Raw genomic sequence first — 21,366 nt, 5'->3', positions numbered from 1 at the left:
CGCTCAGGCCTCTGTAAACGTCTGGTCGATAAAGTGATTGAGCCGCGCCTGGGCTGTCGCCCGTACTGATTCGACAGGAATCTGTGAAATCAATTCATTAATAAACGCCATGGTCAGCAGGGTACGGGCGTTGCGGCGATCGATGCCGCGGGACACCAGGTAGAAGATTGAGGTTTCGTCGAGCTGGCCAATGGTGGCGCCGTGGGCGCACTTGACGTCGTCCGCGTAGATTTCGAGCTCGGGCTTGGTGTCGATTTCCGCGCCGGTAGAGAGCAGCAGGTTCTTGTTGCTCATATTGGCGTTGGACTTCTGGGCATCCTGGTGAATGTGGATGCGGCCGTTGAACACGGCATGGGACTGGTCGGCGGCGATGTTGCGGTAGGTCTCCTCGCTCTCGCAGTGGGGAGCCACATGCTCGATCACCGTGTGGTTGTCGTAATGCTGCTTGCCCTGGGTGACCACCACGCCGTTGAGGCGGCAATTGGCACCGGATTGCTCCAGGCGCACCTGGAGGTCGTGGCGACGCATGGGGCCGCCGAAGCCGACGCAGTGACTGTCAAAGCGCGAGTGGGCACCCTGGCGTACGCCTGTGGCACCGATGTGCTGCACGTTCTCACCCTCGGCGGACAGCCGAACATTGGTGACCTGGGCGCCGTCGGCCAGGGTGAACTCGGTGACCGCGTTGACCATGGCCGGTTCGTCACCGTGGGAGATGTATTCCTCCACCACCGTAATCTGGCTGTGGCGACCGGCATCCAGATAAATGCGCGGATAGGCCGAGCCACTGCAGTGGGCGTCGGTTTCGCTGATGACGAACAGCGGCTGGTCCAGTACCGCGTTGGGCGCCAGTCGGATCAGCAGGCCGTCCTCGAAACGGGCCGAATTCAGCCGCGCCAGCTGCACCGCCTCGGCGTCGAGGGTGTTGTCCAGGCGCTCGGCCAGTTCACGGGCCTCATCGTCGTCGAGATCGGCGAATCGCTTGATCTCGATGCCATCCACATCGGGGTAGTCGCTGGCCTCGGGCACCATGATGCCGTTGTGGAACACCACGTGGTAGCCGGATACCGCCAGGGCGCTGCCGCTCTTGCCGGCGGCGGGCAGGGTGCCGGCGAGGGCCTCGGTCAGTTGCAGATAGCGACTGGAGTATTTCCAGTTCTCGGTCTTGCGGGTCGGCAGCGGCATGTCGGTCAGGGCCGTGCCACGCTGAGCTCGCAGGTCGAGCAGCGGCTGGGGCAGCGACTGTCCGGTCGGGGTCAGAAACGCGCTGGATAGGGTCGGTGCTGGTTTCATTCCTGCTCTCCCTTAGCCGGCCACCTGGGCTTCGTCTTCATCTTTGACGCCCAGCCAGCCGTAACCCTTCTCTTCCAGTTCCAGGGCCAGCTCGCGACCACCGGACTTGATGATCCGACCGCCGGCGAGTACGTGCACCTGATCCGGTACGATGTAATTCAGCAGGCGCTGGTAGTGGGTCACCATCAGGATCGCACGGTCGTCGGAGCGCAGGGCGTTGACGCCATCGGAGGCCACCTTGAGGGCGTCGATGTCGAGGCCGGAGTCGGTCTCGTCGAGAATCGCCAGCTTGGGCTGCAGCAGCAGGGCCTGCATCACCTCGTTGCGCTTCTTCTCGCCGCCGGAGAAGCCTTCATTGACGCCGCGCTTGAGGAAATCCGGGTTCAGGTCGACCTGCTTGGACACCTGTCTGGCCAGTTTCATGAATTCGGCGGCGTTCATTTCCTCCTGCCCCTGGTGCTTGCGCATGGCATTGACCGCGGTACGCAGGAACTGCAGGTTGCTGACGCCGGGAATCTCCACCGGGTACTGGAACGCCAGGAAGATGCCTTCACGGGCGCGTTCTTCGGTTTCCAGTGCCAGCAGGTCTTCGCCGTTGAACAGGATCTCGCCGGAGGTGACCTCGTAGGCGTCGTTACCGGCCAGGACCTGGGACAGGGTGCTCTTGCCGGAACCGTTGGGGCCCATGATGGCGTGGACTTCGCCGGGTTTGATCTCCAGGTTGATACCCTTGAGGATCTCTTTGCCCTCAACGGAAGCGTGCAGGTTCTTGATGCTCAGCATGCGTCGGATTCTCTCTCGTTAAATCTGTCTGAATTCTGTTTCCGCAGGCGGACCTGGGTCCGCCGAACCGTCCGGGGCTTAGCCGACGGAGCCTTCGAGGCTCACTTCCAGCAACTTGCCCGCTTCCACCGCGAATTCCATTGGCAGTTCCTTGAACACTTCCTTACAGAAACCGTTGACGATCATGGACACCGCCTGCTCCGGATCAATGCCACGCTGGCGGCAGAGGAACATCTGCTCGTCGCTGACCTTGGACGTGGTGGCCTCGTGCTCGACGATGGCGGTTTTGTTCTGGCTTTCGATGTACGGGAAGGTGTGGGCCGCACAACGGTCGCCAATCAGCAGCGAGTCGCACTGGGTAAAGTTACGGGCGGCCTCGGCGCCGGGCCCGAATTTCACCAGGCCCCGGTAGGCGTTACTGCTGCGGCCGGCGGAAATGCCCTTGGAGATGATGGTGCTGGAGGTGTTCTTGCCCAGGTGGATCATCTTGGTGCCGGTGTCGGCCTGCTGGTAGTTGTGGGTCAGCGCTACGGAGTAGAACTCGCCGACGCTGTTGTCACCACGAAGGACGCAGCTGGGGTACTTCCAGGTAATGGCGGAACCGGTCTCGACCTGGGTCCAGGACACCTTGGAATTTTTGCCAATGCAGGCGGCACGCTTGGTGACAAAGTTGTAGATGCCACCCTTGCCGTTTTCATCGCCGGGGTACCAGTTTTGTACCGTGGAGTACTTGATCTGGGCGTTGTCCAGCACCACCAGTTCCACCACGGCGGCGTGCAGCTGGTTTTCGTCCCGCATCGGGGCGGTACAGCCCTCCAGGTAGCTGACGTAGCTGTCGTCGTCGGCGATGATCAGGGTGCGCTCGAACTGGCCGGTGTTGGCGGCGTTGATGCGGAAGTAGGTGGACAGCTCCATGGGGCAGCGTACGCCCTTGGGAATGTAGACAAAGGAGCCGTCGGAGAACACCGCCGAGTTGAGCGCCGCGAAGTAGTTGTCGCCGGCGGGGACCACGCTGCCCAGGTATTTCTGCACCAGCTCAGGGTATTTCTGCACCGCTTCTGAAATCGGGCAGAAAATGACGCCGGCTTTTTCCAGCGGCTCCTTGAAGGTGGTGGCGACGGACACTGAGTCGAACACCGCGTCCACGGCCACGCCGGCCAGCTTGGCGCGCTCATGCAGAGGAATGCCCAGCTTTTCATAGGTTTTCAGCAGCTCCGGATCGACCTCGTCCAGGCTCTGGGGCATGTCTTCTCTTTTCTTCGGCGCGGAATAGTAGGAGATGGCGTTGTAGTCCACCTTCGGGAAATTCACATGAGCCCAGTTCGGTTCGTCCATCTCCAGCCAGCGACGATAGGCTTTCAGGCGCCACTCCAGCATGAATTCCGGCTCATTCTTGATGGCCGACAGGCGGCGGATTACGTCTTCATTGAGACCGGGCTCGAAGGTTTCGGCTTCAATCTCGGTCACGAATCCGTGTTCGTATTCCCGTTTGATCAGCTCGTTCACCTGTCGGTCGGTGTTCGCCATGATCGTCGCTCCGTATTCTTTCTCATCAGGGGCCTCTCGGCCCGGGTGGCGGATACCGGACCTGGACGCGGTATCGGCGGATGTCATCAGTTTGAGTGCCGCAGTGGTCGTTCAGCCGGTGTGCTCTGGCTGTCTTCGCCGTGCAGTCGATTGTTGGGTGACGGGGTTCCTGTCGTCTTGCAGCTGCGCTAAGCCTGCCTGGATATTGAAAAAAGCAGGGAAAGCCAATCCTCTGGCGAGTGATTGTACAATATCAGACCAAATTAGTCAGGTATTATTGTCCCGCTGCTCGGGGGCTTTGGCGCCGGGCGATTATAGCGTAATCAATGGGGGCGGGCACCAAGGGCGAGGCTCAGCTATTGGTCGCTGTGATACAGCGATTCAATATCCGTGGTATGGCTGATTCCCACCAGTTTCCAGCTGTCCTGTGGGCGGTAAAACGTAAACGACCAGGCGATGGCGGCGGTGTTGAACTTCTGCAACCAGGTTTCGCGGTAGAAATCATTGCCAATGGTTTCGGTTCGGACATGGGACGATGCCAACGGCTGTCCGACCCGCTCGGTGACTCGCTTGAAATAATCGACCGCGTCCCTGGCGGATTGGTCATAGGGCGCGGTCGCAACGCCCAGGTAGGGGCGCAGCAGTTGGTAGGCCGTTTCGATGTTATTGGCCCGTACCCGTGCCATAAAGGCCGAGGTCTGGGTATGCAGGGCGTCCTGGCTTTCCAGCGGGGCGTCGTTGGCCGCCAGGGCGCAGGCAGGCAGTGCGAGTATCAGGGTCAACGACAGGGTCAAAAACAGGCGCACGCTTTGGTTCTCCATGATCGGGTTCGGGGCTTTATCCCATCGGCCGGGCGATCCGATGACTCGGATGCGCCCCTACCGTGGCCCAGTCTAGCCTCTTGTCAGCAAGGGTTTCCATGGTGACGGTCGCAAGGCGGGCTGGCTCATGTCGAATTAATAGTTCGTGAACACAATCCACAGCGCCAGTGCCAGCACCAGGTTGCCGAGCAACGACAGCAGTGCCAGGAAGCGCCAGCGGTCGGCTGGGATGCGGTCCACCAGGGGTTCCGAGCCGACCGGGATCAGCTTGGGGTTGGGGTGCTCCAGATCGTGGAGAAACTCCGACAGTGCCGGGTAACGATCCTGCGGCTTCAGGGCGACGGCTTTTTCCAGGCAGGCATCCAGCCACTTGGGCAGATCCGGGTTGACCGACCGCGCACTGCGGTAGCGCAGCCGGTTGCGCACCGACGGCTTGGGTTCCTTGGCGTAGGGCAGTTGGCCGGTCAGCATCTCGTAGGCGATCACCCCCAGGGCGTAGCGGTCCGAGGCCGGCGTGGACAGGTCACCTTCAAGGCATTCCGGTGCCGCGTAGCTGGCGGTGCCCAGATAGCTGTCGCGATCCCAGGGTACGTCGATTTCCTCGATGCCACGGATGCGCACCGAGCCCAGATCGATGATTTTGACCGTGCCATCGCCATCGATCACGATGTTTTCCGGTTTCAGATCCTGATGGATCATTTCCAGCCGGTGCAGGGCGCGCAGGCCCGAGGCGATCTGGCGGACTAGATTGCGGACTTCCGCCGGTTTGGGCAGCGGGTGATCGTTCATCCACTCCCGCAAGGTCGGACCGCTGACGAAATCGGTGAGGCAGTACAGGCACTGGCGGTTCTGGGGTGGGTCGATCGACTTGACCACATGGGCGTTGTTGATGCGTTTGGCAACCCAGGCCTCGGTCATGAAGCGGTCGATATAGCCCGGGTCGTCCAGGTAATTGGGGGAGGGCGTTTTCAGGATCACCGGATCGCCACCGTCTACCGGGTTGGCCATGTACACTTGAGTCCGGCTGCTGGCGTGGATTTCCCGCACAATGCGATAACCGTCCAGTACCTGACCGGGCTCCAGCGGCGGCGGGAAGGGCAGTGCGGACAGCCGTTCGTAGTGGGACTCCAGGTCCTCGGCAGGCAGGTGGTCGACGGCGATGACCTGGGCGCTGAGGTTGTCGGTGCTGCCCTCGTCAAAGGCCTTGGTCACCAGCGCCTGGGCGGCGGTTTCCGGATCGTCCTCCTGCAGGCAGGCCAGCAAGGACTGACGATTCAGGGTGCCGTGCACGCCGTCAGTAGTGAGGATCAGCCGGTCGCCAGATTCCAGGCGGACCCGGCAGACGTCGATCTCCACGTTCAGTTCCACGCCCATGGCCCGGGCGAGGGCCTGCTTGTCGGGGCCGACCAGTACGTGGTGATCGCGGGTCAGGCAATCCAGGTCGTTATCGCGCAGCAGGTAGACCCGGCTGTCGCCGACGTGAAAGATGTAGGCGCGATTGTTCTTGATCACCACGCCGCTGAAGGTGCACACCATGCCCCGGGCATCGCCGTGGCTGGCGTGGCCGCGACCATGAAGCCAGCGATTGAGCGCGCCCAGGACCCGGCTGGCGGCGGTTTCGACGCTCCAGGAATCCGGGGTGCTGTAGTAGTCGTGAAGAAACCCTTTGACACAGGTTTCTGCCGCTTCCCGGCCGGCCTGGGACGCACTTACGCCATCGGCAACGACAGCGCAAACGCCCTTGAGGGCCAGCGCTTCCCCTTCGGGATAGCGGGCCCCCAGGCTGTCCTGGTTTTCAGGCTTGCGGCCAGCAATGCTGTGCTGGCCGAGCCGGAGCAGCAGGTTTTCACTCATGATACTTCGATCATCCGCACGGAACCGTCGGGCATGACTTCGCTGGTTTGCGGGCTGGGTTCATCCATAAAGATACCCACCATAATAAGAATCGCGATGGCAAAGATGCCCAGCACCACGAAGAACATGGCTGGCGATACCAGCGACAGTACCAGCAGGAACACCACCCCGCCAACGTTGCCGTAGGCGCCGGCCATACCCGCGACCTGACCGGTCAGACGGCGCTTGATCAGCGGGACCGAGGCGTAAACCGCGCCGCAGCCGGCCTGTACGAACACCGAGCAGAACAGTACCAGCAGCACGGCCAGGGCCAGCGGCCAGTCGCTGTTGATCTGACCCATCATCAAATAGCCGCCGGCGATACCGGCCAGGGTGAGCAGGATGGTCAACTTGCGGCCGAACCGATCCGCCACGTAGCCGCCGCCGGGGCGACCAATCAGGTTCATCAGCGCGAAACTGCCGCCCAGCATGCCGGCCAGCACCGGGGAAATGTCGAACGTGTCCAGGAAGTACAGGGGCAGCATGGACACCACCGCCAGTTCAGAGCCAAAGCTGGCCATATAGGTCAGGTTGAGCAGGGCCACCTGCTTGAACGGGTAGCGGTCAAACTCCGGTACCGGTTTGTTGAAGACATGGCCGTTGACCTGCCAGATGCGCAGCAACTGGAACGCCAGCATCAATACAACCACACCGTACAGGATGTAGGTGGTGCTCTCACTCAGCATGTTCAGATTGGTGGGGCCGAGTTTCCAGACAATCAGCGCCAGGGCGATGGACAGCGGCAGGTTCATCAGCATGTACAGGAAGAAGTCGCCTTTGCTGGTCACCTCCATGGCACCACCTTTCTTCGGTTTGAAATAGGTGGAGCCTTTCGGGGTATCGCGCACCATGGCGTAAAACACGCCGGCGTAGGCAATGGCGATCAACCCGGTGGTGCCCACGGCGCAGCGCCAGCCGTCGTCACCGCCAAAGAACAGTGCCAAGGTAGGCAGGGAGAGACCGGCAAAGGCCGCGCCGAAGTTTCCCCAGCCGCCGTAGATGCCTTCCGCCAGGCCCAACTCGCGAGCGGGATACCATTCGCTGATCAGGCGGATGCCGACCACGAACCCGGCTCCGACAAAGCCCAGCAGGAAGCGACTGATGGCCAATTGCTCGAAGGTTTGCGCCAGCGAAAAGCCGAGACAGATGACGCCGGATATCACCAGTACCAGAGAGTAGACCTTGCGGGGACCGAGGGCGTCCACCAGCATGCCGATCAGGATCCGGGCCGGAATGGTTAATGCTACGTTCAGCAGCAACAGGGTGTTGACCTCGGCGTTGGTGAGGCCAAATTGCTCGCGGATGGCTGCCATTAATGGGGCATGGTTAAACCACACCAGGAAGGTAATGAAGAAAGCCATCCAGCTCAGGTGGAGGATCCGGGTTTTTCCCTCAAACGAGAAGAACCGGAAGGATTGTTCATTCATAGGTCAGCCCTACCTAAAAGCGGTTCGATACATCCGGGCGGTTGCGCAGAGCCGAGGAAAGTTGGCCGGGGCGGGTTGCCCCCTGGTGGGGCGGGATCGTCAGACTGCCTGACGACTAAGCGCTGGCCAGCGCCTCCTTTCCTTCAGCAGTGACGCCATTGCCAGCAGCCGGTTCCGGATACGGAAAATCTATGGGAGGTAAAAGCAATTGCTGTACCAGAGTGCGTAAAGGTGGGTAAATAAAAGGGCGTCGAGTCCATTTGCGGGCAATGGAGCGGACGGGGCGCACCAGGGACAAGCAAGATCGCGGGTTCGTGCCCGCCAATGGTGCGCGAATGGCGAGACAGCCAGCCGGCTGCCCCACCGTGGTGATCCCGAACCCGTGTGGGAGCGTCGCTTGGCGTCAGCGCTTCTGGTTTCGCACCAGATCGGTCAGCTCCTGCAACTGCTGTTGCACTTCCACCAGTCGGCGGGCCATTTCGTCCCGTTCGGCATGGGCCTTCTGGGCCTGTTTGGCGTTCTGCTCCTCGCTCATGACTTCCAGGATCGCCCCCACCATCATGTTCAGGAATACGAACGCGGTCAGGAAGATGAAGGTGAGGTAGTACAACCAGCTCAGTGGGTAGACATCCATGGTGGCGTACATGACGTCGGTCCAGTCCTCGAAGGTGGCCACCCGGAACAGGGTAAGCATGGCCACCGCCACATCGCCCCACAGGGTTCCGTCGATGTCGGCAAAGAACATCGCGCCCATGGCGGCGTAGATGTAGAAAATGATGAACATCAGCAGGGCAATGTAGCCCATGCGGGGAATGGCCTTGAGCAGGGAGTTGATCAGGAAGCGCAGCTCCGGTACCACCGAGACCAGGCGTAACACCCGGAACACCCGCAGTAATCGGCCCAGGAGTACCGCCTCGGAGTTGTCCAGGGGGATCAGACTGCCAATCACCACCAGGGTGTCGAACAGGTTCCAGCCATCGAGCAGAAAGCGTTTCTTGTCCTGATGCACGCCAAAGCGAAACAGCAACTCCACCAGGAAGAACAGGGTAATGCCGTTATCCAGCACCGCCAGGATCTCGGCCAACAGCGGCGGAATGTCGTAAGTCTTGGCGCCAATGGTCAAGGCGGAAAGGATGATGATGGCAATGACGGTGCCCTGGAAAACCTTGCTGGACTCGATCCTGCGCAGCTGATCGAGAGCCGATACGGGACTCAGTTCCGACGACATGGACGGCCGATGCTCCTTATGAACAACAATGGAATTGGGAGAGAGTTCTAATGGACGGAATTCTAATGGTCAGTGGGTCGATTGGGTAGCACGCAGAGACGATCTGGAGTTATTCAGAGGCTCCCAAGGATCGCGTGCCACTCCGCCTCGGTCACCGGCATCACCGACAACCGGTTGCCCTTGCGTACCAGCGCCAGATCGGCCAGTTCCGGCAGCGCCTTGAGGCGGTCCAGTGTAATCAGTGTCGGCAGCTTCGCCACAAACTGCATGTCCACCGCCTGCCAGCGGGGTTTCTCCGGCGAACTCTTGGGGTCGAAGTATTTCGAATCCGGGTCGAACTGCAGCGGGTCGGGGTAGGCGTCCTGCACCACCCTGACAATGCCGGCGATGCCGATATGCTTGCAGCTGGAATGGTAGAGAAAGAGTTCGTCCCCGCGCTGCATCTGCGCCAGGAAGTTGCGGGCCTGGTAATTGCGCACGCCGTCCCAGGGAATCACCTTGGCCGGATCACGGGCAAAGTCGTTGATGCCGCATTCCGACGGTTCCGATTTGATCAGCCATTTCGCCATGGTCAGCGTTCCTCCTGGAAAGGTGCCCAGTTTAGCAAGCCCTGCGCCGTGCCGGTATGCTCCGGGAATTACCAGATGGCCAGCAGCGCCCCGGTCCCCAGGACGGCGGCGCCGCCTACCTCGGCGACGATCAGCGACACCATGAACAGTGGGGTGAGCCAGCCTGGCAACCTGCGTTTGCCCAGGCGGTGGGGTTTGCGCAACTGATTGCTGGTGTCGTCCAGCACGCCGTGCACGATGTAGGTGGCGATGGCAAAGGCGAAGAATGCCAGTGCGGCCACGGCGGCCAGGGTGTTGGTCAGTTCAGGAAATACGCTCAATTTGGCGAAGTAGGCCAGCAGCAAGGCGGCGAAAGCGTACATCAGCGAACTGCGGTGAGCGACGTTAACGTACACCGGAGCACTGGCGTTGGCGCTGGCGGCCATGCAGCGGTACTTCCAGATACCGGTGAGCAGGCCGGTCATGAAGAAGATAAAAGCGGCGGTGATGCAGAGTTTTTCGGCCAGGGTCAGCACGATGAAACCTCGTTATTGTGGATTCGTTGTCGCGGATTCGCTGCTATCGATTCGTTGTTATAGATAGGGCCGATGGTATCCCAGGTCCGCCGGGTAGGTCTCTCTCATTGGTGACGAAGTGTCACAGTCAGCTGGGCCACGTTATGGTCAATTGGGTCGCAAGGTGCGGCAGGCAGCCACGAACCTCAATGGCTCGGAAGGTCCGTGGCAGTGGGCGTGGCGAATCAGCGTTCAGCACGCTGGCGAATGCTGTCCCAGTCGGCGCCGGTGAGGGCGTCTCCGTTGCGGAACACGGTCGCCAGCCGATTGATGCGACCAGCCAGGGCATCGGCGCGAACGGTCCTGTAAGTCCCATTTTCCTGAACCAGGGCCAGACGCCCGCGCTTTGAGCGCTTGCCCGGGTCGGTGATGGGATCCTTGTAGACGTCCTGCCACTGCTCACCGATCTGGATGGCGGAGGCTTTCATGGCAAATCGCTGGGTATCCCGGTTGACCTTCTGCAACAACTCAGCGCCCATGCCGAAGGCAATGTTGTCGGCACTTTGGCCTTGGGCCTTCATGGCCGTCAGAATGGCGCGAATGCTGTCGGCATTGACCCCATCACCCTGGATCACTCGAATGCAGTCCGGCAGTACCCGGTAGCCTTTGTTGTTGACGGTGTAGCCGAACTTCGCCATCAGGCGCTCGATGGTCTCGGGCACGATCGCCTCCGGAACGCCGGAATCGGGCCGAATGACCAGCGTGCCGCCGTTGTTCTGCACGCGTTCTTTCAGCTCGCTGCCCCACAGGTTGTCGATGGCGTTCCACAAGTCGTAGGAATCGCTGACCACCGCCACCGTACGACCCTCGCCGCCAAACTGCTCCAGCATATTGGCGTAGGCGGCGGTTTCGCCGTCCCGACCCCAGCTGGTGATGGTGCTGTGCTCCGCCGCCGGGATCGAGAAGCCGGCCATGTCGGCACCGTAGTACCGCCGCGCGGCCATGATGGCCGACAGGTTGTCGGTGCCCTGGAAGCTCAGCAAGTGGCCCATGCCGCCGAGGGCGGAACTTTCCTCTGAGCTGGCGCCCCGGGCGCCGAAATCGTGGAGCTTGAAGGGTAAGCCCGCCAGCGAATCGCAGGTGTCCTTCATGAAGCCTTCGATAATGCTTCGGCAGGCTCGGGACACCGTAGCCACGGTGGTGGGGTACCAGACCGACCGCAACAGGGCGGTCTCAACATAACTGGTGAGCCAGGCGCAGTTGGGGTCGGTATTACGAACCTGAACCAGTACGTTGCCCGTCGGGATCTCTGCACCCTCCGGCGCTGCTTCAATTTCAAGCGGTAAGAAGCCTTGGTAGACATCGCGAATGTACTCCCAGCCAGTACGGTTGAACGGAACGCCGTGGGCCCGGCAAACGGCATCGGCCTCATCGATGTCCGCGGTGGTGATGGGGCGGCTGAGGTATTCCTTGATGAACGCCTGTAAGCCGAAGAACACGGTGGACGAATAAATCCCGCCGCGGGACTCGATGTAGCTGGAAATGAACCGGGTGTTCGGCGGGTACTGCTGGTAGTGGGAGGTCTTGTAGGAATCGGTATTCAGGATCAGGTTACGCATGACGGAAATCCTCCAGTCGGTGGTGATCGGCGCTGGTCTATCCGGCGCCGGGGTCTGTTGATGTTTCGTCTTCAGACCCTGGGGCAGCGATCCGCTGCTCGGGTGTTGTCTGTTACCCGATGGCTTTATATTGGCCTAGAGCCACTAAATGAGTCAAGCCTTATTTTGGATTTGTTTTTCAGCGAGTGCCGGGGCGTCGTTCAGGCGGCCCCGATCAGGTCCTGGATGATGAAGTAGTGGTCTTCGAATAGGGTTTGCGGGTCCAGCTCGGCCAGCGGCACCCAGCGCGCCGTGCGGGCATCGTCGCTGCCTTTCACCTTGGGCAGTTCGGCCTGCGGCGCCAGCTCAAAGTAGAAGCCGTGGGTGATGGTGCGGCCCCGGGCCGAGCGGTAGGGATCGTCGTAGACCCGCTGTTCCCGGATTGAGCCCTTCAATACCGGTGCGGGCACCTTCAGGCGGGTTTCTTCGCGGAGTTCCCGCAGGCAGGCGTCCAGCAGGCGCTCGCCCGGATCAACAAAGCCACCGGGCAAGGCCCACAAGCCCTTGCCCGGATTGGCCCGCCGTTCCACCAGCAGGATATGCCCGGACTGCACCACCGCGCCATCGACAGTTACGAAGGTGGGGGCATAGGGCGCGTTGATCCAGGCGGACTGGTACTTGCGCACGAACGCCAGTTCGTCCCGTACCTGGGCATAACCGGGGTTGCACTGGGCAAAGTCGCGCAGCCAGGTCGTGACACCGGCGGGCAGGAGGTGGTCATCGGTGAGTTGCGGCAGTAACGTGTCCGGGGCTTCGGAAAAGAAGCGCTCCCTTAGCGGTGTGGCACTGAGGTTTGCCACGTTATCGACGGAAATGCTCGACCACTGGGGAAACAGGCTCAGGTAGTAGCCGGTGGCGTCTTTCTTGTGGCCGATCAGCGCCGTTTTCATCGGCCGGTGCGGGGTGGTGTAGTGAGCGGTGGCCAGCCCGGCCACAGTAGCCTGTACGTTGCGCACCCAGATCTCGTCATTATAGGGAGAGTCCATCAGCGGCAGGCACAGCAGCCGTTGATTCTCCTCTTCCGTCAGACAGGCCCGGACCATCTCCTCGCGCTCCTGGTGGGTCCAGGGGTTCCGGGCGTTACGGGCCTGCCAGGCGGAGCCGATCAGCAGGATCAGTTTGTCGGCCCGCTCCAGGCCGGTGCGGATGACCTGCAGGTGGCCATTGTGTAAGGGTTGGAAGCGACCAATAAAGACCGCGAAATCGAAATCTCGTTGCATGCAGCAAACTCCTTGCTGGTTGGGTGGGCGGCCGGTCTGTCCGGCTGCCGGTGAGGCTGACGCGTGCCAGTGCCCGTGTTATTGTTGGCATAAAGCCACTAAGTTGCAAGGGGAAATGATGGCAAGCCGCGACCATGCCGACGAACAACGCTTCCTGGACGAATACAACCCGCAGGACTACCTCAGCCCCTTGGTAACGGTGGATGTGGCGATATTTACCCTGATCGAAGGGCGCCTGCACGTGCTGCTGGTACAGCGGGCCAACCACCCGGAACGAGGTCGCTGGGCCCTGCCCGGTGGCTTTATCGATGCCGGGCAGGACCAGGCGCTCAGCGCAGCGGCAGCACGAAAATTACGGCAGAAAACGGGGGTAACGGCTCCTTACCTCGAACAGGTCTGCACCGTGGGCGATAACGCCCGTGACCCCCGTGGCTGGTCGGTCACGGTGCTCTATATGGCGCTGATGGCCCATGCACCGACGGCCGCGTTCGTGGACTCGGTGGCCGATACCCGTTGGTGGCCGCTGGCGGACGCCATGGCGCACGACCTGGCGTTTGACCACCGCCAGTTACTGGCTGCCGCCCGTCAGCGCCTCAGTGGCAAGACCGCCTACACCGTACTGCCGGTCCATACCCTGGACACCCCCTTCACCCTGACCCAGTTGCAGCAGGCTTTTGAGGAAGTACTGGGGGCGCCACTGGAAAAGAAATCGTTCCGGCGCCGTATCCTCAGCGCAGACATCCTCGATGAAGTCGGCGAAGCCCCCCCGCCCGGAGGTCGCGGTCGCCCAGCAGCGCTGTTCCGACCGAAAGCGGGGTTGGAGGACCATGCTTTCGTCAGGGTGGTGGGGGAAGGGAAGTAGTCAGAGGTAACGGCGCCTTGTAGGCGCTCAGCGAGCACATGGTGGTTCGATTGAAAGTGAACTAGGCTGTGGTTGACACTGGTTCCCACTTGAAGGAGTCCCATGATTGTTGACGCATGGGCACAGCATCCCACGTTAAGGCATGCGCAGGATCCGGTCTTTGAATCTTTGCGCCGGTGGACCCAATCCCCGATGCCCACCGCTGAGCTTCCGGTAAGCACAACTCTGGCGATGATGGCTCAGGCTGGGGTTGATCGTAGCCTCATCAGCGCCTGGGTCGCTCCCCGCAATGTCATGATTTCAAACGATGAGGTCGCAGGCTTCGTCGCTGAGGCGCCAGACCGACTGGTGGGTGTGGGGGCGGTGGATATATCGAGGCCTATGGATGCGGTGCGGGAAGTCCGACGCTGTATCAGCGAACTGGGGTTCAAGGCCATACGGGTTCTGCCCTGGCTCTGGGAAGTGCCGCCAACGGATCGTCGGTTTTATCCGGTTTACGCTGCGTGCTGCGATCTAGGGGTTCCGTTTTGCACACAAATCGGCCACACCGGTCCACTCATGCCCTCAGAAGTCGGGCGGCCAATCTACCTGGATCAAGTGGCCCTGGATTTTCCCGAACTGGTGATCGTTGGTGGCCACATTGGATACCCCTGGACCGATGAAGCCATTGCGGTCGCGACAAAGCATGAGCATGTTTATATCGATACCTCCGCCTACACCGCCAGGCGATATCCGCAGGCGCTGGTTGAATTCATGGGTGGTCATGGACGTCGCAAGGTCCTCTTCGGCACCAACTACCCAATGATCATGCCCGCCAAAGCGCTTGAGCATCTTGATGAATTGTCATTGGACGACGAAGCACGGAATCTTTTTTTGGGCGAAAACGCATGTCGCGTGTTCAAGTTGTGAGTCTCAAAACTCGAAATTCATTGCCACTTCCGGCGCCTGAATGAAGTGTCCCTGGAAATTGCGAATGCCCCGGTCCCAGAACCAGGCCAGGGCCTTGGCATCCTCTACCCGGGTCGCCACGACCGGCAGGCTGGATCCGAACGTTGCGGAGAGTTGATTGAGCAGGTTTTCCAACGCCGGCGTCTGTTCGGCGTTGGCGCCGTATTTCGGGGCCAGTTTTACGAAATCCACGGAGCGCAGTTCTTTCAGTAATTCAACCGACGCGGTGCTGGTGTCAACGTGTTCGATGATCAGCCCGCACTCCATGTCCCGTAATGCATTCAACAACTGTTTAGCCCTGGCAACATCTTTAATCACGGCCGGATTCGAGAGGGCCAGGTAGATCCGACGTTTCCCCTCGATGCGGGCGTTACGCATGCCGCTGCGGAGGTGCGGCACCATCTTCGCCACTTCGGCCATCGGGGTGGAGAGTTTGATGGCCACGGAATGGCTGGCCGCGGCTTTGCCGGTCTGCTTTGACAGCTCGCTGACCGCATGTTCAATCACCCAACAATCCAGGTCATGGAGGGTTCCGTGGTTGCCATCGGCCATTTGGGGCATGAATTGGCCTGGCAGGTACACGGCGTCGTTTTCGTCTACTAGCCGCACCAGGGCCTCGAACAGGGTGTCGCCGGAATCCATATTCACGATCGGCTGATAGTGCAGTTTGAAGGCCCGGGCTTCGAGCAGTTCACGGATACGCTCGTCCAGCTTGCTGTCCTCGGACCGTTCAGGTGCCTGCTGCCACACCACGCAGCCGCCTTCTGTTTGCATCGCCTCGCCACAGGCTTGTTCAACTTCCAGCAGGGCCTTGTCTTCGTTCATAGCCTCGGTCAGCGGTAGTACCCCCATACTTAGGGCGACCGGGATGGGCGGTTCGCCCAGGCACCAGTTTGCGCTGTTCAGACGTTGGTAGAAGCTTTCCAGAAACGCACTGGCATCCTCGACTGCGGGTGCGTTGACCTGAAACAGGAAGCTGCCTCCACCCAAGGCACAACCGGAGTCGCCGGTGCCCAACTGGTTCGCGAAGTGATGTTCCATGCGAGCGGTTAAGCGGGCCAGGGCACGAGCGCCATATTGCGCGCGCAGGTACGCTTCACGGCAGATGCCGAGTTGCAGCAGGTAACGGGATTGGTTGTCTGGCTTGACCTCAATGTAGGCAAGTAAGGTGGCCAGCTCTGTCAGGAAATAGTCGTGGTTTTGCAGGCCCTGGCGTTCTTTACGCTGACTGACCAGGTTGATGCGGGCTGTGATCCGTTGCGCCTGCGCCAGGTGGTGTTGCAGGGCGGCCAGAAACTGTTTGTTATCCAGTGGCTTTCGGAACACCTCGTTGCCGGCCATGCTGTGCTGCTCCAGCTGTTCGGACACCGACTGCGAGGCAGATACAAACAGAATGGGGATGGTCATGAAGCGGGCATCCTGGCGGAGTACCCGAGCCAGTTCGACCCCCTGAACGCCGGGCATCTCCTGATCCAGTACTATGGCATCCGGCTGAAATTGCTCTACGCGCTCGAGTATACGCACCGGCTGAGAGAGGCCTTCCACTTCGTAGCCTTCGTCGGAAAGCAGGATTTTGTAGTAGGCGAGCAGGTCCGTGTCATCGTCCACCCAAAGTACACGCGGTCTCGTTGTGGTGGTGTTCGCCAGCAACTGGTTAATACGGTTTTCCAGTGCTTCCAGGTCCAGGGGTTTGGTGAGATAGGTATCCGCACCGGCTCGAAGGGCCCGCATGCGCGCCACCATGTCGCTTCTGGCCGACATCATGATTACCGGGGTGTTGGCATCGAGCTGGCTCTTCAGGCGTTCCAGCCAGGCGATGCCTTCCAGCGCGCCTTCGGGAAAGCTGAGATCCAGCAGAATCAGATGGTGGCTGTGGTCGTCCGTTCGCCTGCTGTAGGCCTCGGGGGTCTCGAAAATTTCCACCGTGAAGCCGCGCTGGTCCAGCCAGGCTTTCAGGAAAGCAGCCTGACTTAGGTCGTCTTCGATTACGGCAATGCGGTGGTGACTTTTGACGGCCTTTACCGGCGGTATCGCCACGGATTGCGGGGTGGCGGTGTTGATTGCTTGATCGAGAGCGCGTTCCAGGCCACGCAGTGAGGCTTCGATTTGGTTCCGCTCCGATGGGTTTGCATCTGGCTTGTTCAGCATTTGCCGCAATTGGGCTTCCAGTACGCGGGCGCAGTGGCTGATTTCCGGAAACTGAAAAGTGGCGCCACTACCGGAGAGCTTGTGGGCACACTGCTCCATGAACGTCAGTGCCTTGGTATCCCAGCTAACGTGCTGGAGTCGGTTCCAAACCGTCCGCAGCTCGTCCAGGCGCTTGGGTAAACTCCGTACATACTGCTGCTTGAGCTCTTCGTACTTCTGTCCCAAGTCGACTCCCGCCATTACCGAACCTCTTGTGCTGCGCGTGGATGATGGACGCGTGATCAGGGCTGATCAGTGTAAAGGTGTTTTCGTCCACCACTGCGAAGGTGTGATGTGGGTCACAAGTTACAGGTTTGCATCAGGGATCTCGAGAGCCCGCAGGAAAAAAATATCCAAGGAATTTCTCTTGGAAAGTGGGGCGTCCTGGCCCAGAACTTCGGCTGACCTGCTAAGTTCAAAGGTAGATCCTGACTTTGGCTTCTGAGAGCTCGGAGTATGCTGCCATCTGGCGCACTTGTCGTCGCATCATTTGGGTTGTCCAAGTGAATAAGTGCTCAATTTTAAAGCAGTTACGCGAATCCAGGGAGCCGTCCCCAGCTCGGATATGGAGTCCATTCATGCAGCCAAAAGACATCGTGGCGCAGTTCATCGCCGATATTCATGACCAGCGCCTGGATGAGGCAAAGACCTTGCTGGCCGCTGAGGGGTTTGAGTATGTGGGGCCGAACATGCGATTTCTGAGTCGGGATGACATGCTGTCCTACCAGTTCGGTATGGTTGCCATCCAGAAAGACCTGATCCTCCGCCAGCTCAGTGCCGATGGGGAGCACGTGTTTGCGATCCTCGATTACCGGACCAACTTCGAGCCGATTGGCGATGTGCGCCTGGCAGTCTGGTTTCGTGTCCGGGACGACAAAATCCAGACGGTTGAAGCCTTCTACAATGCGGCGGTGGTTGAAAACATGCTGGGGGGCAATCTGCCTTCGGCGGACTGAGATTGCGGAACCGCGCAGCGTATTCGATCAGTGGTGGACAGCGCACAGCTACCGGTGGCCAGCGCCCCTAGCATAGGGGGGAATTGGACAACCCGGCCGGTTACTCCAGCGTACGCAGAGGGTGCATACCTTCCACCATGCCCATGAACGGTGGGTAAATGGAGTAGCCGACCAGCGCCTGGAGTTCCGGCGAGAGTGATCGCACCGTGTCCTTGGACAGTTCGAGCAGGTAGTTCTCCTGCTGGCGCATGTAAGCCTCGCAGTACTGGTGAGTGATGGCGAAACGAGCAGCTTTCGAGTGGTTTTCGCCACCGCCATGCCAGGTGGTGCCCAGGAAAAACACAACCGATCCGGCTGGCATCACCGCAGATATGGCCTCGTCCCGCTTGGCAATCCGGTCATCGCCCCAGCGATGACTGCCCGGTACGATCACCGTTGCGCCGTTGTCTTCGGTGAAATCGTCGATGGCCCAGACCGTGGCGGCGCCGAGCGGCTGCCGTGGCCGTGGTAGCCGATAGAAGCCGTCGTCGTGGTGCAGCCCCTGGGGTGCTTCGCCCGGAAGGATGTTGATGATTTGGCTCTGGGACAGCAGGAAACCCGGTTCAAACAAGCGGTCCATCAAGCCGAGGAAGCGAGGGTGAGTCGCGAGCTGGTCAGTCAGCCGCGTCTTCGACAGCACATTGTAGACCCGCTGAGTCTGGTGACCTTCAAACGCGTTGCGACCGGTTTGGCCGAGCAGGGCAAGGCCCTCGGACTTGATCGCAGCGCAGGTCTCTCTGGGAATCAGGTTCTCGATAATGACGTAGCCGTCTCGCATCAGGGTCTCGAAATCCCGTTCGATGGCCGGCGTATTACGCTCTAGTCCCGGTTTCAATTGCCGGTGGGTTTTGGCGTGGTCGGTTTTGTTGTATTGGCCAACATCAAGCGGTTGGGGCATTGGCAGAGCCTCTTGTTGGTTGTCTTGGGCAGGGCGCGATCCACTGCACACCCACGCCAGTCCTTCATCCGTTGTTGAATGCCTGAAGCTGATCCTCCACCCAGCGGTTATAGGCGGCCAGTGCCCCTTCGTTGCGGCCAAAGGTCAGGCTTTGATTCGCGCCACTGTTCAGGCCAGCCTGGATGGATTGGCCAAGCTCGAAATCTTCGTCGAGGGTGGCGATGGAAATCTCCAGATTGCGTTGCCAGTAGGCGTGTTCTTCTGCGCTCAGCTCCTCGCGCGGTGTCGGAATGAGCGACGTCATGATGATGTCGGTTTCATCGACGCAGACGGGAATCATTTGAATCCAGTCGATATGAGCCTTCTGAACCAGGAAGGTGGTTTGCGGTGCCAGTCCGTAGACGATGTGGGTGATGTCTCTCAGTCGGGTATCGGCCAGTGACGCCTCGGTGACCTCCTTCAGTTTTTCCGTGGGCATCACGACCCGGAAATGCGCGCCGAGTTGATCGGTTACGCAGGTATTGCTCAGGAAGTAAGGGCCAATGCTGTCCTTATGGGCGAACTTGAAATGGTAGGTTTCCAGGCCGCCCTCGTTGACGATTTTCCAGTTACAGCGCCAGCGTCGGCGGTGTTGGTCGAAGGTGTGTAGTTGGTCTAACCCCAGCCACGACAGATCGGCGGATACCGGTTCAAAGTGCTGCGCCACCTGTTGTTCCGCGGCTTCCCGGGAGTCTGCCTCGGGACACAGCCAGATGAAACCGTAGGCCTCGATGCAGGGAATGGCCACCAGGCCACGCTCGCTTTTGTTCAAATCCGGAAAGCAGGTTTGCTCAAACGGCACCGAGATCAGCTCGCCCTCTGCACTGTAACGCCAGGCGTGGTAAGGGCAGGAGAAGGCTTTGGCGCAGCCGGATGCCCGGGACTCGACCTGGGCACCGCGGTGGCGACACACGTTGTGAAAGGCGTTGACGTTGCCGTCTTCCCCGCGGGTGAACAGAACAGCGCCAACATGGGTGTCAATCGTCCGGAAATGATGAGGCTCGGGCAGCTCACTGCTGTGCAGGTAAGCGATAGGAAGCCGCTGATGAATGGCCTTCAGTTCTTGTGCAAAACGATCCGGGTCGGTGTAGCGGTCCGTTGGTGAAGCGTGGCTCTGCGGAGACAGCGTCGTGGATTTTTCTTCCAGCAGGCTAAGGCATTGCATCAACAACTGGTGTTCGTCGGACCGGTTCATGGGACCCTCACAGGATTTGCGAAATACGTTAAGAATGATTCACCCGAATCGTGCAGCGGTTCGTGCACGGACCCTTTACCTGTGACGTTACCGGCCGGTTAGGTCGAAAAACAGGTTTCAATCCTGCACGTCACTTGTCCAATCATTGCAATTCCGGGTAGATTTTCAGAAACAAGATGCAATCCAGGAAGAAGCTATGACGTCCACCTACAGGTCACTGCAAGACCTGCTGATGACCCAGACCATTCCCGTCGCCTTTCTGACTGATGTACTGGAAGGGGTGGGGATGGCGTCAAATACCGCTGAACGGTTGCTGGCCCAGGAAGGCCTCTCCCGCCGGCAACTGGCCGTCAGCGGGCACCGTTTGTCCGTTCTGGAGTACGGGGGATTTGTTCGACGGGTCATGGCGGAGTGCGGGGACCTGTTCCTGGGCTTTCTGGAGGCCCCGATCCCTCGCCGGGCCTTTGGGGTATTCGCCATCGGTGGGGTTGGCTGCCGTTCCCTGCAGTCATTGACGGATTACGGCAATCTTTTCTTTGGGCTGTTCACCGACCAGTTTCGCTGGGAACTCCAGCGCTCTGCGGGCACCGTTACCCTCCTATTGAGGTTCGACGAACGCGCGCCGATCAGCTATCGCTTTATTTACCAGAGCATGCTGTTGATCTGGCTGCGGCTGATCAGCTGGTTCATCGGTGAGGAACTCAAGCCCAAGGCCGTCCATTTCAGCTTCCCGGAGTTGCCAAGAGACAGTCATCTACAGTATCTGTTTGGCGACAACCTGGTGTTCTCCGCCCCGGTGAACCAGATAGTGTTCGATGCACCCTCCGTCGACGTCCCGTTTACCGCCACCGAGGACCAGGTCCGCCTGATGCTGCGGGACAACCACAACATGATGCTGGTGCGGAATACCTCGGAACCTTTCACCGCGCAAACCCGACGGCTGCTGGTTCTAAACCGGGAAGAGGGTTGGCTCGCACAAAGTGCTATCGCAGGCAGACTGGGACTATCGGAGAACCTGTACTGGCGCAAGCTCAAGAAAGAGGGCACGACGTATAGTGACATCCTCAACAGTCTGAAGCGGGATTTTGCCCTGCGTTTATTGGCGGACCCCGCTCTCGGGATTGAGCAGGTTGCGTACCGGCTGCATTTCGCAGAGCTGAGTGCATTCGACAAGGCGTTCAGGAAATGGACTGGATTGACCCCCAGCGATTACCGGCAGCAGTTGTTCGGTGCCTGATATTGGTAATGGGGTTGGGAACACCGGTTCGGCTATTTTCGAAAACTAATTCTGTCCCGGTTTTCATTGATATGTTTGCATAGATCACAAATGCC

General features: G+C 60.0%; 17 protein-coding genes and 1 pseudogene. 4 read left to right on the top strand and 14 right to left on the bottom strand.

Going from position 1 to position 21,366, the window contains the following annotated elements:
- Positions 1-3: 3 nt before the first annotated feature.
- From sufD to N6L25_RS14085, 11 genes and pseudogenes are all read right to left on the bottom strand, one after another.
- Positions 4-1,290 (bottom strand): Fe-S cluster assembly protein SufD, encoded by a 1,287-nt coding sequence (gene sufD, locus N6L25_RS14135; RefSeq protein WP_271981501.1) that lies wholly within the window; start codon positions 1,288-1,290, stop codon positions 4-6.
- A gap of 12 nt (positions 1,291-1,302) precedes the next feature.
- Positions 1,303-2,073 (bottom strand): Fe-S cluster assembly ATPase SufC, encoded by a 771-nt coding sequence (sufC, locus tag N6L25_RS14130; protein WP_271981499.1) that lies wholly within the window; start codon positions 2,071-2,073, stop codon positions 1,303-1,305.
- Positions 2,074-2,151: 78 nt separating this feature from the next.
- Complete coding sequence (gene sufB, locus N6L25_RS14125) at positions 2,152-3,600, bottom strand: Fe-S cluster assembly protein SufB (protein ID WP_271981496.1); 1,449 nt, start codon at positions 3,598-3,600, stop codon at positions 2,152-2,154.
- Positions 3,601-3,956: 356 nt separating this feature from the next.
- Positions 3,957-4,406 carry a hypothetical protein gene (locus N6L25_RS14120; protein WP_271981494.1) on the bottom strand — a complete coding sequence of 150 codons (450 nt, stop codon included), beginning with the start codon at positions 4,404-4,406 and terminating at the stop codon, positions 3,957-3,959.
- A 150-nt stretch (positions 4,407-4,556) separates the two neighbouring features.
- Complete coding sequence (locus tag N6L25_RS14115; RefSeq protein WP_271981492.1) at positions 4,557-6,275, bottom strand: bifunctional protein-serine/threonine kinase/phosphatase; 1,719 nt, start codon at positions 6,273-6,275, stop codon at positions 4,557-4,559.
- Positions 6,272-7,741 carry an MFS transporter gene (locus N6L25_RS14110; protein ID WP_271981490.1) on the bottom strand — a complete coding sequence of 490 codons (1,470 nt, stop codon included), beginning with the start codon at positions 7,739-7,741 and terminating at the stop codon, positions 6,272-6,274. Before N6L25_RS14110 ends, N6L25_RS14115 begins: the two co-directional genes overlap by 4 nt.
- Before the next feature lie 403 nt (positions 7,742-8,144).
- The gene (locus N6L25_RS14105; RefSeq protein ID WP_271981488.1) at positions 8,145-8,969 is read right to left on the bottom strand and encodes an ion transporter; all 825 of its coding nucleotides are present in this window, start codon (positions 8,967-8,969) and stop codon (positions 8,145-8,147) included.
- A 113-nt stretch (positions 8,970-9,082) separates the two neighbouring features.
- Positions 9,083-9,538: an EVE domain-containing protein gene (locus N6L25_RS14100; RefSeq protein ID WP_271981486.1), complete on the bottom strand. Its 456-nt coding sequence runs from the start codon at positions 9,536-9,538 to the stop codon at positions 9,083-9,085.
- A gap of 68 nt (positions 9,539-9,606) precedes the next feature.
- Positions 9,607-10,053 carry a hypothetical protein gene (locus tag N6L25_RS14095; protein WP_271981484.1) on the bottom strand — a complete coding sequence of 149 codons (447 nt, stop codon included), beginning with the start codon at positions 10,051-10,053 and terminating at the stop codon, positions 9,607-9,609.
- 224 nt (positions 10,054-10,277) lie between these two features.
- The gene (locus N6L25_RS14090; RefSeq protein ID WP_271981482.1) at positions 10,278-11,651 is read right to left on the bottom strand and encodes a nicotinate phosphoribosyltransferase; all 1,374 of its coding nucleotides are present in this window, start codon (positions 11,649-11,651) and stop codon (positions 10,278-10,280) included.
- A gap of 200 nt (positions 11,652-11,851) precedes the next feature.
- Positions 11,852-12,916, bottom strand: a pseudogene (locus N6L25_RS14085) (bifunctional nicotinamide-nucleotide adenylyltransferase/Nudix hydroxylase); the annotation flags it as partial.
- A gap of 112 nt (positions 12,917-13,028) precedes the next feature.
- On the opposite strand from N6L25_RS14085, the gene N6L25_RS14080 reads away from it, so the two are divergent.
- Positions 13,029-13,772: an NUDIX hydrolase gene (locus N6L25_RS14080; RefSeq protein ID WP_271981480.1), complete on the top strand. Its 744-nt coding sequence runs from the start codon at positions 13,029-13,031 to the stop codon at positions 13,770-13,772.
- Between the two features lie 102 nt (positions 13,773-13,874).
- Positions 13,875-14,681 (top strand): amidohydrolase family protein, encoded by an 807-nt coding sequence (locus tag N6L25_RS14075; RefSeq protein ID WP_271981478.1) that lies wholly within the window; start codon positions 13,875-13,877, stop codon positions 14,679-14,681.
- Between the two features lie 3 nt (positions 14,682-14,684).
- Here the strand turns inward: N6L25_RS14075 and N6L25_RS14070 are convergent, their stop codons facing one another.
- Positions 14,685-17,108, bottom strand: coding sequence for an EAL domain-containing response regulator (locus N6L25_RS14070; protein WP_271981476.1), 2,424 nt, complete (start codon positions 17,106-17,108; stop codon positions 14,685-14,687).
- A gap of 377 nt (positions 17,109-17,485) precedes the next feature.
- On the opposite strand from N6L25_RS14070, the gene N6L25_RS14065 reads away from it, so the two are divergent.
- On the top strand, positions 17,486-17,863 hold the full coding sequence (locus tag N6L25_RS14065; RefSeq protein WP_271981473.1) for a nuclear transport factor 2 family protein: 378 nt from the start codon (positions 17,486-17,488) through the stop codon (positions 17,861-17,863).
- 100 nt (positions 17,864-17,963) lie between these two features.
- Here N6L25_RS14065 and N6L25_RS14060 read toward each other — a convergent pair whose 3' ends face one another.
- Positions 17,964-18,800 (bottom strand): phytanoyl-CoA dioxygenase family protein, encoded by an 837-nt coding sequence (locus N6L25_RS14060; protein ID WP_271981471.1) that lies wholly within the window; start codon positions 18,798-18,800, stop codon positions 17,964-17,966.
- Positions 18,801-18,864: 64 nt separating this feature from the next.
- Entirely contained in the window at positions 18,865-20,034 is a 1,170-nt protein-coding gene (locus N6L25_RS14055; protein ID WP_271981469.1) for an aromatic ring-hydroxylating oxygenase subunit alpha, read from the bottom strand.
- Between the two features lie 196 nt (positions 20,035-20,230).
- Here N6L25_RS14055 and N6L25_RS14050 point away from each other — a divergent pair, with 196 nt between their 5' ends.
- Complete coding sequence (locus N6L25_RS14050) at positions 20,231-21,271, top strand: AraC family transcriptional regulator ligand-binding domain-containing protein (protein ID WP_271981467.1); 1,041 nt, start codon at positions 20,231-20,233, stop codon at positions 21,269-21,271.
- Positions 21,272-21,366 lie beyond the last annotated feature (95 nt).

The sequence above is a fragment of the Marinobacter sp. SS21 genome, assembly GCF_028369065.1.
GTDB lineage: Bacteria > Pseudomonadota > Gammaproteobacteria > Pseudomonadales > Oleiphilaceae > Marinobacter.
This window is presented reverse-complemented; position numbering and strand designations above follow the sequence as displayed.

Coding starts and splice junctions, on each gene's coding strand:
- sufD (WP_271981501.1), bottom strand. CDS start 1,290: ATGAAACCAGCACCGACCCTATCCAGCGCGTTTCTGACCCCGACCGGA.
- sufC (WP_271981499.1), bottom strand. CDS start 2,073: ATGCTGAGCATCAAGAACCTGCACGCTTCCGTTGAGGGCAAAGAGATC.
- sufB (WP_271981496.1), bottom strand. CDS start 3,600: ATGGCGAACACCGACCGACAGGTGAACGAGCTGATCAAACGGGAATAC.
- N6L25_RS14115 (WP_271981492.1), bottom strand. CDS start 6,275: ATGAGTGAAAACCTGCTGCTCCGGCTCGGCCAGCACAGCATTGCTGGC.
- N6L25_RS14110 (WP_271981490.1), bottom strand. CDS start 7,741: ATGAATGAACAATCCTTCCGGTTCTTCTCGTTTGAGGGAAAAACCCGG.
- N6L25_RS14105 (WP_271981488.1), bottom strand. CDS start 8,969: ATGTCGTCGGAACTGAGTCCCGTATCGGCTCTCGATCAGCTGCGCAGG.
- N6L25_RS14100 (WP_271981486.1), bottom strand. CDS start 9,538: ATGGCGAAATGGCTGATCAAATCGGAACCGTCGGAATGCGGCATCAAC.
- N6L25_RS14090 (WP_271981482.1), bottom strand. CDS start 11,651: ATGCGTAACCTGATCCTGAATACCGATTCCTACAAGACCTCCCACTAC.
- N6L25_RS14080 (WP_271981480.1), top strand. CDS start 13,029: ATGGCAAGCCGCGACCATGCCGACGAACAACGCTTCCTGGACGAATAC.
- N6L25_RS14075 (WP_271981478.1), top strand. CDS start 13,875: ATGATTGTTGACGCATGGGCACAGCATCCCACGTTAAGGCATGCGCAG.
- N6L25_RS14070 (WP_271981476.1), bottom strand. CDS start 17,108: ATGGCGGGAGTCGACTTGGGACAGAAGTACGAAGAGCTCAAGCAGCAG.
- N6L25_RS14065 (WP_271981473.1), top strand. CDS start 17,486: ATGCAGCCAAAAGACATCGTGGCGCAGTTCATCGCCGATATTCATGAC.
- N6L25_RS14060 (WP_271981471.1), bottom strand. CDS start 18,800: ATGCCCCAACCGCTTGATGTTGGCCAATACAACAAAACCGACCACGCC.
- N6L25_RS14055 (WP_271981469.1), bottom strand. CDS start 20,034: ATGAACCGGTCCGACGAACACCAGTTGTTGATGCAATGCCTTAGCCTG.
- N6L25_RS14050 (WP_271981467.1), top strand. CDS start 20,231: ATGACGTCCACCTACAGGTCACTGCAAGACCTGCTGATGACCCAGACC.